The 14,499-nt window shown below is 28.0% G+C and carries 17 protein-coding genes; 3 read left to right on the top strand and 14 right to left on the bottom strand.

Annotated elements, in window-relative coordinates; translation table 11 throughout:
* Window positions 1-49 precede the first annotated feature (49 nt).
* The 3 genes from CLPA_RS04420 to CLPA_RS04410 all read right to left on the bottom strand — a co-directional run bounded on the left by CLPA_RS04420 (window position 50) and on the right by CLPA_RS04410 (window position 2,786).
* On the bottom strand, window positions 50-283 hold the full coding sequence (locus CLPA_RS04420; protein WP_003448164.1) for a DUF4351 domain-containing protein: 234 nt from the start codon (window positions 281-283) through the stop codon (window positions 50-52).
* A gap of 74 nt (window positions 284-357) precedes the next feature.
* On the bottom strand, window positions 358-1,692 hold the full coding sequence (locus tag CLPA_RS04415) for a chloride channel protein (RefSeq protein ID WP_003448163.1): 1,335 nt from the start codon (window positions 1,690-1,692) through the stop codon (window positions 358-360).
* 176 nt (window positions 1,693-1,868) lie between these two features.
* The gene (locus CLPA_RS04410; protein WP_003448162.1) at window positions 1,869-2,786 is read right to left on the bottom strand and encodes a DUF4351 domain-containing protein; all 918 of its coding nucleotides are present in this window, start codon (window positions 2,784-2,786) and stop codon (window positions 1,869-1,871) included.
* A 428-nt stretch (window positions 2,787-3,214) separates the two neighbouring features.
* Here CLPA_RS04410 and CLPA_RS22085 point away from each other — a divergent pair, with 428 nt between their 5' ends.
* The 3 genes from CLPA_RS22085 to CLPA_RS04395 all read left to right on the top strand — a co-directional run bounded on the left by CLPA_RS22085 (window position 3,215) and on the right by CLPA_RS04395 (window position 6,070).
* Window positions 3,215-3,787, top strand: coding sequence for a DUF6431 domain-containing protein (locus tag CLPA_RS22085; protein ID WP_051803905.1), 573 nt, complete (start codon window positions 3,215-3,217; stop codon window positions 3,785-3,787).
* Between the two features lie 198 nt (window positions 3,788-3,985).
* Window positions 3,986-5,248 (top strand): DDE-type integrase/transposase/recombinase, encoded by a 1,263-nt coding sequence (locus CLPA_RS04400; protein WP_243444607.1) that lies wholly within the window; start codon window positions 3,986-3,988, stop codon window positions 5,246-5,248.
* 15 nt (window positions 5,249-5,263) lie between these two features.
* Window positions 5,264-6,070 (top strand): ExeA family protein, encoded by an 807-nt coding sequence (locus CLPA_RS04395; protein ID WP_003448320.1) that lies wholly within the window; start codon window positions 5,264-5,266, stop codon window positions 6,068-6,070.
* A 275-nt stretch (window positions 6,071-6,345) separates the two neighbouring features.
* On the opposite strand, the gene CLPA_RS04390 is transcribed toward CLPA_RS04395, so the two are convergent.
* The 11 genes from CLPA_RS04390 to CLPA_RS04340 all read right to left on the bottom strand — a co-directional run bounded on the left by CLPA_RS04390 (window position 6,346) and on the right by CLPA_RS04340 (window position 14,410).
* On the bottom strand, window positions 6,346-6,945 hold the full coding sequence (locus tag CLPA_RS04390; protein WP_003447114.1) for an ABC transporter substrate-binding protein: 600 nt from the start codon (window positions 6,943-6,945) through the stop codon (window positions 6,346-6,348).
* Window positions 6,946-7,101: 156 nt separating this feature from the next.
* Window positions 7,102-7,935 (bottom strand): class I SAM-dependent methyltransferase, encoded by an 834-nt coding sequence (locus CLPA_RS04385; protein ID WP_003447112.1) that lies wholly within the window; start codon window positions 7,933-7,935, stop codon window positions 7,102-7,104.
* 725 nt (window positions 7,936-8,660) lie between these two features.
* The gene (locus tag CLPA_RS04375) at window positions 8,661-9,434 is read right to left on the bottom strand and encodes a GNAT family N-acetyltransferase (RefSeq protein WP_003447110.1); all 774 of its coding nucleotides are present in this window, start codon (window positions 9,432-9,434) and stop codon (window positions 8,661-8,663) included.
* Window positions 9,435-9,555: 121 nt separating this feature from the next.
* Window positions 9,556-10,104, bottom strand: a complete 549-nt coding sequence (locus tag CLPA_RS04370) for a hypothetical protein (protein WP_003447109.1) — start codon at window positions 10,102-10,104, stop codon at window positions 9,556-9,558.
* Window positions 10,105-10,194: 90 nt separating this feature from the next.
* Window positions 10,195-10,323: a hypothetical protein gene (locus tag CLPA_RS21845; protein WP_257786295.1), complete on the bottom strand. Its 129-nt coding sequence runs from the start codon at window positions 10,321-10,323 to the stop codon at window positions 10,195-10,197.
* Between the two features lie 228 nt (window positions 10,324-10,551).
* Window positions 10,552-11,301: an alpha/beta fold hydrolase gene (locus CLPA_RS04365; RefSeq protein ID WP_003447107.1), complete on the bottom strand. Its 750-nt coding sequence runs from the start codon at window positions 11,299-11,301 to the stop codon at window positions 10,552-10,554.
* A 554-nt stretch (window positions 11,302-11,855) separates the two neighbouring features.
* The gene (locus CLPA_RS04360) at window positions 11,856-12,149 is read right to left on the bottom strand and encodes a hypothetical protein (protein ID WP_003447103.1); all 294 of its coding nucleotides are present in this window, start codon (window positions 12,147-12,149) and stop codon (window positions 11,856-11,858) included.
* Between the two features lie 84 nt (window positions 12,150-12,233).
* Entirely contained in the window at window positions 12,234-12,638 is a 405-nt protein-coding gene (locus tag CLPA_RS04355; protein ID WP_003447101.1) for a hypothetical protein, read from the bottom strand.
* A gap of 45 nt (window positions 12,639-12,683) precedes the next feature.
* Entirely contained in the window at window positions 12,684-13,130 is a 447-nt protein-coding gene (locus tag CLPA_RS04350) for a hypothetical protein (protein WP_003447099.1), read from the bottom strand.
* Between the two features lie 71 nt (window positions 13,131-13,201).
* Window positions 13,202-13,687, bottom strand: coding sequence for a ribosomal L7Ae/L30e/S12e/Gadd45 family protein (locus CLPA_RS04345; RefSeq protein WP_003447097.1), 486 nt, complete (start codon window positions 13,685-13,687; stop codon window positions 13,202-13,204).
* A gap of 534 nt (window positions 13,688-14,221) precedes the next feature.
* The gene (locus tag CLPA_RS04340; RefSeq protein WP_003447096.1) at window positions 14,222-14,410 is read right to left on the bottom strand and encodes a hypothetical protein; all 189 of its coding nucleotides are present in this window, start codon (window positions 14,408-14,410) and stop codon (window positions 14,222-14,224) included.
* Between the last annotated feature and the right edge of the window lie 89 nt (window positions 14,411-14,499).

Genomic DNA, 14,499 nt, shown 5'->3' with positions numbered 1-14,499 from the left:
TATCCTGATTTTATTCCATAACTACCAGCCATAATAATTTTTGATAATTCTAAAAATACTTTTCCAATTCTTCTACACTATTTATATCAAATATATCTATAGCAATAACTTCTAAGGCATTATTAGAAAGATTTTTTATTTTTTCGATATGCCCTTCTGGTAATTTCTTGAATTCCTTTATCAATAACTTAAGAATTATTTCAGATTTTCCTTTTTCTATACCCTCTTTTATACCTTCTTCTTTACCTTTGTCATAAGGTTCTTTATAAAGTACAGATGCCATGTATATCTGCTCCTTATATAATTTTCCACAAATTTATATTTATACAGTCAGATCTAAGTTCAACCTATCTTACTCTATTTCCTTAGAAAAAATCTTTTTATCACATGTTCCTTTTGAGATATTTTTTGTTCTTTTATATCATTTACTTCAACATTTTCATCAATTGAAAGTGAAGGTGTCTTAGAATATACAACAATTTGAGTTGGATAAATACTTTCATGTCCAACTATTATATAACTTATTCCAATAGCTATAGCTGCATATATTCCAACCTGATTTCCGAAAAGCTCCATAGCAATTATAATGGAAGAAATAGGAACATTAGAACAAGATGCTAAAAATGTTACCATACCTATTGCAGAATAAAAAGCTATATTTGAATCTGTAATTTGAGCCCAAGCATTTCCAAAAGAAGCCCCAATGAAAAGCATAGGCGTAAGAATTCCACCACTTCCACCAGAACCTAATGTGAGAGCTGTTGCTAAAGATTTATTTACAAATAAAAAGTTACTAAAGTTTCCACCTGAAACAATTTCATTTATAGTTTTATCGCCTATTCCAAGTGCTTCAAAGGAATTAAAGATATGAATTATAATTATTATTAAAATGCCGCCTATAATTCCTCTTAATGGAGTATATATTTTAATCTTTTTAAATCCCTTTTCAGCATATTTGACTAATTTTATAAATATTATAGCTAAAAATCCAATTGCTATGCCAAAGACAAATACTTCCAAAAATGCAGTTATATTATTATTTGGTATATATTTTATATTAAAAATCAAAGGTTTATTTCCCATATACAGTCCAATATAATAACTTACAAAGGAAGATATAAGAGAAGGAAGAAGAGCTATGTAAGAAAGCTTCCCTATGTATAAAACTTCACAAGCAAATATTGCGGCACCAACTGGAGCATTAAATACAGAGACAAATCCAGCGCTTATTCCACATACCACAAGACGGCGCTTGTCCATTGCATTCATTTTTGTTATACTGCCTATAAAAGATGAAATTGCGCCACCTATTTGAGTTGCTGGCCCTTCAAGTCCCACTGAGCCACCGAAAATTATGGTTATAAATGTAGTTAATAATTTTACAGGTACTACAGCTATTTTCATGTTACCATTATTTTTATTTACGCTTTCAATAGCTTTTTCTGTACCATGACCTTTTGCATCAGGAGCAAACTTATGTATTATAAAGCTGCTTAAAAAAAGTGCTATGGGAAGAAATAAATAATAAAATTTAAACTTTGATGTAAAATCAACACCAATTACTATAATTTTTATAAATACGGTTGTAAAAGATCCTACTAATAATCCTATTAATATAGATAAGAAAGTCCATTTTAGTGCACTTGCAATGAAAATTGATTCATCCACTGAAAGTTTTTTTAAAGATCTCATAAAAAAATCACCTCTTAATTTTATCTTATATCATGCTTTGTGTTCTTTCAATGATAATAATCTTTTTACTTAAACAATACCTTCAAATTCCTCCTTATCCCAAGTCCATTTCACGAATAAAAAAGCTGTAAGGAAATTTACAGCTTTTTTCATTCTACTCTTCCATTCTGATAATTCTAAAAATACTTCTCCAGTTCTTCTGCACTATTTATATCAAATATATCTATAGCAATAACTTCTAAGGTATCATTAGGAAGATTTTTTATTTTTTCAATATATCCTTCTGGTAATTTCTTAAATTTCTTTATCAATAACTTAAGAATTATTTCAGATTTTCCTTTTTCTATACCCTCTTTTATGCCTTCTTTTATGCCTTCCTTTATACCTTCTTCTTTACCTTTCTCATAAGGTTCTTTATAAAGTACAGATGCCATATATATCTCCTCCTTTATATAATTTTCCACAAATTCACATTTATACAGTCGTTTACTTAATTCCACTGTCAGATAATAATAATCTTTATCTTCAAGTTCTTCTACAACCTTAAGACATTCTTTAATGTGCTCTTCATCACTTTCATTCTCATGCTGCATAAATACTCTTAGTGGATACAGTACCAGTCTATCATTATTTAACACTTCATATTTATCTATTTCATACACTTTTACCACTTTGTAACTGTATTCTAATACTTTTTCATCTTGAACAATCATTTCAATTTTATTGTTAATACTTTTTATTGTTTTTGGCTGTTTCAATATTATTAACACCTGATATATGGGTAAATTGTCATACCAGTTTATATTGCTGAGATATCTGAGCATTCTTTTATTCATTGCCCTGTTGCTTTTATAATTTGATTCAAATTCCATATGAAGTATGAATCTTTCATCATTCATTTCAACCTTTGCCACATAGTCTGCTCTCTTCATATCTGACATTGATAGTTCACTAAACTCTAAGTTCAATTCTTCTGCATTCTCTATTTCAGGCATTCCTATTGTAGCTAAATTTTTGGCATCTTTTTTCTCTAGAGCCTTTATTGTCTCATCAAATATATGTTTCCTTGTATTATCCTTAGATTCATTACTCATGTTTTTTCCTTCCACTTGTATAATTGATATAGCATCCTATTAACTATATTATATACAATTTTTATGGTAACTTCATCATTTTATATTAATTTTATTATCCTAGTAAAAAATAAAATAATACATTTGACTAGTGGTTCCAACTATCAATTCTACAGCAGAATTCCGCTACCGAGTTGTCGTCCATGATGGGCACACGAATAAAAAAGCTGTAAGAAAATTTACAGCTTTTTTATTCTACTATTCCACTCTTTTATAAATATACCTGTTATTAGGCATTTTACTTAAGCTAAAAAACATTCAAAAAAGTCAAATTATTATAGACTTAATTTATAGGTCAGATTAAATAATCTGACTCAAAAAGAATAAGATTATTTAATCTGACGATAATTAGTAAGGAGAAAATTTTTTAATTATGAGAAGAAATAATAATGATAAATATAGTAAAAATGCCTTACGGAATAAAAAAATACAATAAACTTTGTAAGTTTAATCAATTTCCAAGTAAATATGGATGCGAAGCATGTGGATTTGAAGGTAAGCTGTACAGACATGGATTTTATTATAGAAACTTAATTACCCTTAAAGGTGCATACAAGATAGTCATCCTGCGTTGTAAATGTCAATCCTGTGGTAAAACCTATTCTCTTATACCCAGTTTTATTATTCCTTATAGGCAATATGCTTATGAAGTTATTCTAACTTCTATTATTATGATGCTAAAACTAGGTTATTCCTTTAGTAAAATATTAACTCTTATAAAATCTCTTAATATTAACTACTCATCTCTTAATACAACAGATCTATCATTTTGGAAAAATAGGCTAGTAAGCTCATTATCGAGTATTCGTTTATTTTTTGCACAGTATAAATTCTATAATTCTAACATAAATAGCAAATTACCTATTGATATCATAAAAAAAATTATTATCTTTTGCCGTTTAAGGCACGATTTTAACTTGGATTATTTTTTACACATGCCTAAGTATTTCTTTTGTAAATGATAATTTAATAGGTACAAATTAGATCTATCTTTTTTATCAAATTAAATACTTCACACTTTTTTAATGTCTTTTTATATCAATCTTGTCCTCATTTCTCTTGTTCTATCTAAAATTTTTGTATAATTCCACACAACCTTTAACGGTTTAAATATCGATTTTAAGTCATAATTATTAATAAAAATAGGAGGTTGATAATCAATGATATTAAAAGAATTTAATCAAAAGATAGCATTATTTCGTTATTCTCTGATTGCACCCATTATAACCAATACATTTACTCAGGCTTCTGTAAAAGATTATTTAGCAGAAATTGCAGCAAAGTCTTATACACTGCCTAACGGCAAGAAAAAAGAGTATTCTCCTGCAACAATCAAAGGATGGCTAGTTCAATATAGGAAATATGGTATTGATGGCTTATATCCAAAATCAAGAGCTGATAAAGGTACTTCCAGAAAAATTTCAAATGAAACCAAAGAATTTATTATAAACAGTAAATTAAATTCACCTAAAAAAACTGCCAAGTACATATATCATGAAGTTATAGCTAAAGGTTTTGAAAGTGAAACTAGTATTTCCCTGTCAACAGTAACTAGATTTATAAATAAGGCTAAGATAGGTTCTAAAAAGCTTGTACCTGATGATAGAAGAGCCTTTGAATTTGAGTTTTCCAATGAATGCTGGCAATCTGACGTATCTGTAGGTCCTTACCTTACTATAGAAGATAAAAAATTCAAGACTTATATTATAGCTTTTTTAGATGATTCCAGTAGAGTCATTGTAGGATGCAAAGCATTTTTTAAAGATGATCTTTTATCTCTTATGTCTGTATTTAAAGATGCGGTAGCATCAAAGGGAATTCCTAAAAAAGTTTTCGTTGATAATGGAAAGATATATAAAAGTGAGCAATTTCATTTGATTTGTGCAGCTCTTGGTAGTATTTTAAGTTTTGCAAGACCATATTCCCCTCAATCTAAGGGCAAAATTGAAAGATGGTTCCAAACTATGCAAAAACAATGGATGAATTCAATTAATTGGAATGATTTTAAATCTATAGACCTTTTAAATGAATCCCTGTCGGGTTATGTTAACAGTTATAACAACACTATACATTCCTCAATAAACAAAAAACCAATTGATAAGTACATGTCTAATGTTGAAAATATAAGATTTATTGATTCTAAAACTGAACTAGACTATTTATTTTTATATAAAGTACTCCGTACTGTAAAAAATGACTCCACAGTATCTATAGGTACAAAAATATTTGAAGTACCACTAAAATATGTTGGTGACAAAATAAATATACGCTATGATGCATCATCTATTGATAAAGCTTATATTTTTTCACAGGATGGTAAACTTGAAGATACTATTTTCCCTGTTAAAAAAATTGATAATTCAAAAATCAGAAGAACTAACAATACTAATTCTGTTGATTTTTCTGCCTTTGAAGCTAACTAACCGGAGGTTGATATTATGTATAAAGCTTTTTATGGCTTAACTTTTGATCCTTTTGATAAAAATCTTGACTTAAAATACAGTTTTAAATCTGAGGATTTCTCTAAAGCAATGAATAGATTAGAATTTTTAAAATCTGTTTTAGGGATTGGCGTTATTACTGGAGAGCCTGGAGTTGGTAAGTCTTTCTTGCTCCGCAATTTTGTAGATTCACTAAATCCAAATTTATATAAGTGCGTATACATTCCTATTTCCACTTTAACTGTTATGGACTTCTATAGAGCATTATGCGATGGTCTTGGAATAATTCATGCTCAGAAAAAAGTAACTATGTTTAAGCAAATACAAGAGTCTATATACACTTATAGCCACAGTAAAAATGTAATTCCAGTTATTATAATTGATGAATGTCAATTTTTAAGCAATTCCATTCTTGATGATTTAAGAATAATATTTAATTTTCATATGGACTCAAAGAATTATGCTATGTTAATTCTTTCAGGTCAACCTAATTTTTTACTTCAACTCAGCAGGCAGGTCCATGAAGCACTACGTCAACGAATCATAATGAATTATTGCTTAAAAGGGCTAACGCATGATGAATGTAAGCCCTACATAACTTCTATGCTAAAAGCCGCAGGCTGTTCAGAACCAATTTTTACTGATGATGCTTTTGAACTCATTTATTCAAGCACTAATGGAGCTATAAGACCACTAAATTCTCTAACGAGAATGTGCCTTATCTCTGGTGCTAATGAAAGACTTACTTCTATTAATTCAGATACAGTTTATAAATCTCAGAGTGAAATTGATCTTACAATTTAAAATTTTTTACACTGCTTATTCTGAGCAGTGTTTTTCTATGCCTATATTTATTGACCAATTTTAGAATTTTATACATTGTGGATATTGTGGAGAAAGGGTTATTTAATTTGATTTTTGAGACTTAATTTGCCATTAGTAAGATTATTTAAACTGATTTTTTACCACATTATTACTAATTTTAGGCTGAAATAATTTGACTTTTTAAGGATTAAATAATTTGACGCGTAACAATATACCATCTGTTATATTTTTTATATATTCCATATTATTTTCTCTTATATAATTCCACCCCAGCCATTTAAATCTTCACCATATTCCTTATAAATATAATATATAGTTGAATCACTTAACTCTCCTAATGTTCCTCCAAGGATTATATTATTTTTGTAAATGGGATTTAATAAATCACCCCAAGTTCTAGGCATTGGAAGATCCCCCAATTTATTTTTATCTACAAGCATTACAGTAGGAGAAACAGCATACACAGTATATACAGCTTTAGGATCAACACAACCTGCATCTAAGAACTCTCTATTTATATTATTATCTGCAGTAGCTTTAAAGTACCCCCTATTTGCAAGATTACTTATAAATTCTTTTTTAAATTCATCCTTGAAATCATTGGCAGCCACTACATCCGGAAAATCATCTATATTTTTTGCTTCCCATATACTGCTAAAATCCAGTTTGCAGGCACATCCCGAGGGTACATAAGCTTTTGAATTTATATTCTTTTTATCTCTATGCTTAATTAATGCTTTTTCAAGTTCTTCTTTAAATCCCTGCCTTACAGTACAGGCTATTATACCTAAAAAATTCAGATCGTTTAAATTACAATCATCATCCAATAAAATACTATTCTGAATTAGCCCCATAACATTCCCTAAAACTTCAACATATTTTGGTTAAATTATGATTCATAATTATACGTAGCACCAGATACCTAAAATATATATTATTTTATTTTTTCTCAATAGTGTTACGTGTATAGTAACAATATATAATTTGTAATTGAGAATGTTACATTATTCTCATTTTTCAGCTATAATACACATAGTTTTAGATTCTTCATCATAAAGCTTTCCTGATACATCTGAATATATTTCAAATTTTTCGAATCCCGCTTTTTTTAGTTCGTATATAATTGTATCCTTTGTATAACAATGATTCCATATTCTATAAACCTCTACATTTTCTTGTTTATCAATTACTACATATTGGTTCAACATTATTTTATTTTCATAAATATAATAAGACTCTATACAAAGATAAGTATCATCTTTCCAAAACCCACTTCCATCATTCAAATGCCACGTATTGCTTTCAGTCTTTCCTTCATAATTTTTAGGAGTAAACACATCAAATATAAACTTGGCACCCTTTTTCATAGCGTGGTATATCTTATCCAGCAATATTTCTCGCTGTTTATGTGAAAGTGCCGCAAAATCACAATAAATTAATGTAACTAAATGAAATTCATCTTCATAATCTATTTCAAGATAATTCTTACAAATATATTCTATATCAATATGTTTTTCCTCAGCTTTTTGTTTTGCATATTCTATTGATCTTCTTGAAAAATCTATACCAGTCACTAAATAGCCTCTTTCAGCTAATCTTTGTGTATAAAGTCCTGGCCCACAGCCCAAATCTAAAATCTTTTTATAACTTCCACATGGTGCTATTTTATTGATCCAATCTACAGAACTATCAATAAAATCATGTCTTCTACTTGCTGCTTCCAAGTTTGGATTTAAATGTGCCTTAATCATCCCCTTGGATATGTGCTCATCATCCCAAAATTTAGCACTACTTTCTTCATATAATTTTGGCCTTTTTAAATACTCAAATATTTTATTCAACATAACCCCATTCCCCTTCTCAATAAATATGTATTTTATAGAAAATAACATAATAATTTATGTAGCAATATGATTTCTGAAGCAAGTTCTTAATTCAGGTGGGGATTCTTTTACCCATCTGAATTTTAGAACTGCAAACGCATGGCTTGCTTGGCGTCGAACTCCAACTTGAAGAAAAGCAGACAAAACAAAATTTATTTTGTATTTGGTGTGAATCGCTGTACAGCGTGCAAGCATAGAACCAAAATCTTCTTTTTGATTTTGTGTGAGGACTGTACAGAGTGCGTTGGAGACTTACGCCAAGTTAGTCAGGTGAAAAATAAAAAGAGCCACAGATTATAACTCCATGGCTCTGATATAATTGAACACTACCGCCAAGAGAGCAGAATAAAGTCATAATTGATAACTAGGCATAACAAAAAAAGCTGTTATAATTAACAGTTTTTCTACCTATTCAATTAATGATTCTATCTTACATCTCCACGTTCAACTTATGTTATTCGATTTTTTAACATCAAGTGATCCGGATAGCATTCCACCCTTCAAAATCATATTACTATGTATAAATTTTATCAGAAGCATAATTATAATGTCAATATTATATCAATTTAAATATATTTAAATACTATTAGCTCCAATTATATACTTATTATTTCGATTACATTTATATTAGAATTTCTTTAAATCATCCTATAATAATAGCACTATCTAACTCAACACCCATAATCTTACCTAAAATTAGTTATGGCATATGTTACATATTCACTGTCAAAATGATAGCCTAATTTTTCAGCCAAAGATGCCGATTCTCTATTTGCAGCATCCCAGCTGGGATAAATATCTCTGTCCACACATTCAAGAATTAGTTTTGAAGCACATGCAAGTGCAAGACCTTTTCTACGATATTTCTCTTTTGTATCTATTTCAATTTCTATTCCATCATTATATACCGTATAAGAGGATGCACCACAAACAATATCAGTATTATGTGTTATAACAAAGCCAAGTCCCAATTTTTCATATTCATCATAACTTGAAAATTGAGAACATAAATCCTTTGACCATGGTTCACTTTTAACATTATTAAATATTTCTTCATCTATATTTTTTATTGTATATTCTTCCGAAAGTTTCTTAATATATGACTGTAATTTTTCCGTATTAAATATTTCAGATTCCTTTTTAAATGCATAACGCATAAATTTTTGGAAGTTGCCTTTATATTTCTGCTCAATCATAGTTCCCCATTTATCACTTCCAGGCACCATTAAAATATACGGTGTAGTATAATAATGAGGAATGTTTTTTACCAGATCTAAATTTGGAACGCCAGCGAAAAAGCAAAAATCACCTATTAGAATCTGTGCCGATTTTGGATTTTGAACATTATCAACCCAGCCCTTCCCCATATATCCCTGCAAACAGGACCATATCATGGTTTCGCTACATCTATCAAAAATCCGCTCAATCCTATACATATATTCTTCAGGTAAATAATGCATTAAGATTCCCTCCATATTCACAAAATATAAACATCTTTATTTTACAATATCTCACAATTATTACACTGCAAAAAATAACACAGCTCAACATTAATTGCCATAATCTTAGTAATCCTTATTTTCATATTAGCTTGCCTAATTTATTCAAATGATAAGTGTAGCCTTCAAAATCTGTTAATAATAATCTATCTCTTAAAATATTGATGGATGATTCTCCATTAGGTCTTACCCAAATATCTCTTCCACTGAAATTCCAAATCTTACTTCCTGATTTATCTACTTTAATGATATCAATTTCTCCGTTGACAATGTAACCATCATCAAATGGATATATTTCAATACCAGTTCCAAAATCTAATACTCTTATTTTCTTTTCTAATTTCTCATCAATTAAATCAAAGAAAACCACATAATTATCTATTAAAATAATTATAATATTATTTTCTAAAACTGCACAATTTTTAACGTTTCCATAGGCTCTTCCAATAATAGCAACGCTGTAATCAGCCGTTAAACTGTGGACAAAAATACAATAGACACAAACAAAATCATTTCTATTGTATTTTTCCATCTGAATAATATGATTATAAAATTTATTATCTGTGGAAAACAATGTATATTGAGTATCTTTAGTTATTTCAATCTGAAAATCTTTATTTGACAAAATCATTAAATCATCTTCTTTAATTTATTATTCCAATGTATGAAAATTTGTGAATTTAAAAAACTTTAATTATATTTATTATTTAAAGAATATCTGTTAAAATTTATGAAGCTGTCTTTTTATAGAAAGAATTCCCCATATGTTTATACCTATAGCCATAATGGTTAAATAAATTACAAATAGAAAATATGGCACAATATATTTATTAATATTTTCATCTTTCATATTAGTATCCTGACTCTAAAACTAATAACAAGCAATCTTTTCTTTACGATTATTTGCTATTTTAGAGTTATTTGCATATTTTGCAATGCATTCAGCATCACTATCTCTCCATTTTCTCAATTCAAATTGCATTTTTATTCTCCCTCCATCTATGTACATGTCTGTCATTTTCTTTAAGACATCTATATCTTTTACTTATTTAGAACCTCAAATGTATTAAAACCAGCATTATCTATCAACTTCAAATAGCTTTCTCATAATATTTATAATATCATTAGGAAGTTTTATACTTGCCCCATGACCACAACCTGGAATTGTTATCAAATTACTATCATAAGCACTTTTATGAATTAGCTGTGCTGATTTTTTTATAACACTATATTCCTTTTCTCCATATACAACAAGAATTTTACATTTATTATTTTTAAAACTCATAGGCAGAGTATATCTAGCATTATTAATAACCATATTAATTAAAGATTTCTTAGATATTTTTTTATTATCTCTATAATAATCTTCAAACATATCTTTAGGTATACATACTTTCTTTGCTTGCAGTTTTACAAACCATCTTCTTTTACTAAAAAAATAGGTGCTATTAATAAATAATCTCATAAATATTTCATAGAATTTTATAGGAATAACCATGGCACTTTCAATAATAGACTTTTCAGCAATATTATTTGATTGTGATAAAATTTCCACTGTTATCTGAGCTCCTAGGGATAATCCACAAATAGCAAGTACTTTCCCATTAAAATTATTATTAACATAATCTATAATTTTTGCTGCACAGTCTTTTATACTTTCAAAGTTTCTATCTGAACACTCTCCATTTCCATCAAGAATTGGAGTCACAATATAATATTTATTCTTAAATATTTCTATCTGAGGCTTCCACATCCAATAGGACAATTCCCCGCCATGAATTAATATTATTACTGGTTTATTTTTATCTCCAAAATGCTTAAATATCATAATAAATTACCTTTACCTCATTTATAAATTACTTCTAATTCTTAATAATTTGCTGTTCTATATAATTACTCTTTTTATGTAAAATAATAAGGGCTATTCTCTTCCAATCTATTGACCATCAGAGAATTGCGCCCTTTTATTAAATAAATTAATATCAATCTTTTTTATTTACTTTTTTACTATGTTTAGTTCCAGAATTATTTTCTTTCTTTTCCTTTTCCTGTTGACTTCCACAAGAAGGACAGTGTTTTTCACTCATATTATTACCTCCTTAAAATAATAAGAATTCAATTACAGTATTACCCCATTATTTTGTTCAATATGAATATTATAAATACTATGAAATTAATAGCAAAATTCTTCTACTTTCTAGAGATATTGTAACATATTGAAGCAAGTTCTTAATTCAGGTGGTGATTCTTTTACCCAATCCTGAATTTTAGAACTGCAAATGCATGGCTTACTTGGCGTTGAACTCCCACTTGAAGAAAAGCAAAGAACCAAAATCTTCTCTTCGATTTTATGTGAATCGCTGTACGGAGTGCGTGGGAGACTTACGCCAAGTTAGTCAGGTTAAATATAAAAGCCATAAAAATTCCTATAAGTATCCCAATATCTACAAATATATTCTTGTCTGTTTTCTTCTTTTTAATTAATGTAAGAATTTTTCCTGCCATGACAAAAGCAAATGCTGTATTTATAGATATTTTACTAAAAGTTGAACTAAAAGGAACGTCAGTAACAAAAACTATAGTTATTGGGATTAAAATGATTAATAAAGCCATTAAATATAACAGACTGCTAATATTGCCAGTCTTTATATATAATATTAAATCCAATTTATTCATTTTAATTTTATTTAACTCCTTTCCCAATTGTATATTAAATATCTATAAGAAGATAACAAATAATTTATATTGCTACTATATTCATTATTCAACTATAAATTTTATCGCATCCTCATAGCATTTAACTTTCCTCACTGTGAAATACTTCATAAATTCTTTTGTCCACATATCCATCTCTTCTTCTATTTCATTTACTTCGTTCATGATGAATACAACATTTTTACAATCTGTATTTGACATAGCTGGAAGCAATACAGAAAATCCCCATTCTGTATCTTCTTTTTCATCTTCAAATCCATTTCTTGCATCTACAACAAAATTACTATTCGGGTGTTTTCTAAGTAATTCCAAAGAAAAAGTTGTTGGATTTCTATAGTCATCATAACAGCAGTATTTTTTCCATGTAAGAAATACTATATTGTCTTCTGGCATATATTTCACATTACTAAATTCTGAATCAAATTCATTTTTCTCTATATCTATATTCATAATTTTTTCCTTTCTTATTTGGATTGATTTTTTATATTTAAATTATTAATTAGAAATTTTTACGTTTCTTTGTTTCAATATATAAATTATTATTAAAACAAGTAATGATATTATCAATATATGTAGAATTATATGATATAAATCTGGTATAAGTATATTATCAGATGCTGGAATAATATGATATGTATTTGCAAAGTACTCATTATATCCTTTTAATTTTATTTCCGTTGCCCCAAAGATTGTATAATTCCAATGTGAAGAATATTGAATTACAGCCCAAGCTGCAAGAAATATTGATAACACATATTTTCCTTGTTTTTCTTTTAATAAAAATAATATAGAGCAAGCTACAAAAATTATCCACCAAAAGGCATCAGCACTTAGTATACCGGGACTTTCAACTAAATGGAATTTTCCCAGGGAAAATCCTGTAATGTCTAGTGTAAACCAAAAAAGTAAAGCAATTAATAATATATTTATACTTTTCTTCATTAGATCCTCCATTTATATAAATAATTTTTTAGTATTAATCTCCATAATAAAATCTGTTCGTTCAAATCTTTTTAAAAACTTATTTTTTCAAATATACCTTTTTCTATATGCAATTCAATATCAATATCTGCTTTTCCGTAACCTACTACTTTTATACGATTGTCACCTTTTTTTATTGGCACAGTTAATGATGTTGTCCCATCTATAGTTGCCTTGTTTGTGTTTTCTACAAGATTAATAACTTTATTATCAGGGGATATTAAAACAATTTTTGCTTTTCCGTTTTTTACAGATAAGGTATACGGAACTTTCAAATCAATATCTTCATTACTTTCATATGTCCAAATAGTTCCACTTCCGCTTAATTTCAACTTTCCTTTATATACTCCCGATTCTATTGTTTCCTCACTTTCATCTAATGAAAAAGTATCAGCTTCACTTTTTATTCTATTATTATCATTATAAATGTTATTCACAGCACCATTGCCACAGCCAATAAATAAACTAACTATCATAATTATAATAGCAATAAATATTATCCTTTTTCTGAAAATCATCTCAACTCTCCTTTGTATTAAATTATAAAATCGCCTAACTACAATTTATATATTAATCCAAAAAAATTTATTATTATGGTTACTATAATTATCTAAAGTTCTTTCTATACTTCTAATATTGTTCAAGTTAATCACTCCTGCAAACACTTATTATATAATTTACTTAATAATAAAATTATTAATATCTTATGATTTCTACTTAATTCATATATAAAGTATATCATAATATTCTATACAATCCATTATTATACATAAAATATAGCCCATATACACCGTATGATCTAATCAAAATCTATCCTGAATTACAAAATTCAAATAATAAAAAAGCCCCTCTATACTAATCTCAGAAAGCCTTATTTTTATTGAATCTATAATCATTTAAACTCAAAACTAATTAATACTTTTATCTAAAATTATAAAAAATATGTTTAAAAATCATAATCCTATGTTATAATATAAATAGAAAAGCTGTTATGAGCTTATTGGATTTTAATTAATCAGGTTAAGTAAAAGGTGCTGTGCGAAAGCATCTTTTTACTTTTTTTGAGTATCTTCTATATCAATAGCCACTTCATTATTAACCAAAGTTTTAGCTTTAGTCTTTAATTTTAATGAGGCCTTGTCTTTTAAATAAGCAAGTATAGCAAATATGCCTACTACACCTAATACAAGAGCTACTAAAGTAACGCATACCATAGCAGTTATAGAAAGTTTATCACTCATTCAGCCACCTCCTCTGTTGTCAGTCCCATAACAGCTTTCCATTGTAAAAAGATAAATAATCTGGGAGGTGGCAACCTAAATACCATTTA

The sequence above is a fragment of the Clostridium pasteurianum DSM 525 = ATCC 6013 genome, from assembly GCF_000807255.1.
Classification (GTDB): Bacteria; Bacillota; Clostridia; order Clostridiales; family Clostridiaceae; genus Clostridium_I; species Clostridium_I pasteurianum.
This window is presented reverse-complemented; position numbering and strand designations above follow the sequence as displayed.

Bases quoted from the DNA above. Each gene is read 5' to 3' on its own strand.
- CLPA_RS22085 (WP_051803905.1), top strand. From the start codon at position 3,215: ATGATAAATATAGTAAAAATGCCTTACGGAATAAAAAAATACAATAAA.
- CLPA_RS04400 (WP_243444607.1), top strand. From the start codon at position 3,986: ATGATATTAAAAGAATTTAATCAAAAGATAGCATTATTTCGTTATTCT.
- CLPA_RS04370 (WP_003447109.1), bottom strand. From the start codon at position 10,104: ATGATTTTGTCAAATAAAGATTTTCAGATTGAAATAACTAAAGATACT.
- CLPA_RS04340 (WP_003447096.1), bottom strand. From the start codon at position 14,410: ATGAGTGATAAACTTTCTATAACTGCTATGGTATGCGTTACTTTAGTA.
- CLPA_RS04410 (WP_003448162.1), bottom strand. From the start codon at position 2,786: ATGAGTAATGAATCTAAGGATAATACAAGGAAACATATATTTGATGAG.
- CLPA_RS04395 (WP_003448320.1), top strand. From the start codon at position 5,264: ATGTATAAAGCTTTTTATGGCTTAACTTTTGATCCTTTTGATAAAAAT.
- CLPA_RS04375 (WP_003447110.1), bottom strand. From the start codon at position 9,434: ATGCATTATTTACCTGAAGAATATATGTATAGGATTGAGCGGATTTTT.
- CLPA_RS04390 (WP_003447114.1), bottom strand. From the start codon at position 6,945: ATGGGGCTAATTCAGAATAGTATTTTATTGGATGATGATTGTAATTTA.
- CLPA_RS04365 (WP_003447107.1), bottom strand. From the start codon at position 11,301: ATGATATTTAAGCATTTTGGAGATAAAAATAAACCAGTAATAATATTA.
- CLPA_RS04415 (WP_003448163.1), bottom strand. From the start codon at position 1,692: ATGAGATCTTTAAAAAAACTTTCAGTGGATGAATCAATTTTCATTGCA.
- CLPA_RS04345 (WP_003447097.1), bottom strand. From the start codon at position 13,687: ATGATTTTCAGAAAAAGGATAATATTTATTGCTATTATAATTATGATA.
- CLPA_RS04355 (WP_003447101.1), bottom strand. From the start codon at position 12,638: ATGAATATAGATATAGAGAAAAATGAATTTGATTCAGAATTTAGTAAT.
- CLPA_RS04420 (WP_003448164.1), bottom strand. From the start codon at position 283: ATGGCATCTGTACTTTATAAAGAACCTTATGACAAAGGTAAAGAAGAA.
- CLPA_RS04385 (WP_003447112.1), bottom strand. From the start codon at position 7,935: ATGTTGAATAAAATATTTGAGTATTTAAAAAGGCCAAAATTATATGAA.
- CLPA_RS04360 (WP_003447103.1), bottom strand. From the start codon at position 12,149: ATGAATAAATTGGATTTAATATTATATATAAAGACTGGCAATATTAGC.
- CLPA_RS04350 (WP_003447099.1), bottom strand. From the start codon at position 13,130: ATGAAGAAAAGTATAAATATATTATTAATTGCTTTACTTTTTTGGTTT.
- CLPA_RS21845 (WP_257786295.1), bottom strand. From the start codon at position 10,323: ATGAAAGATGAAAATATTAATAAATATATTGTGCCATATTTTCTATTT.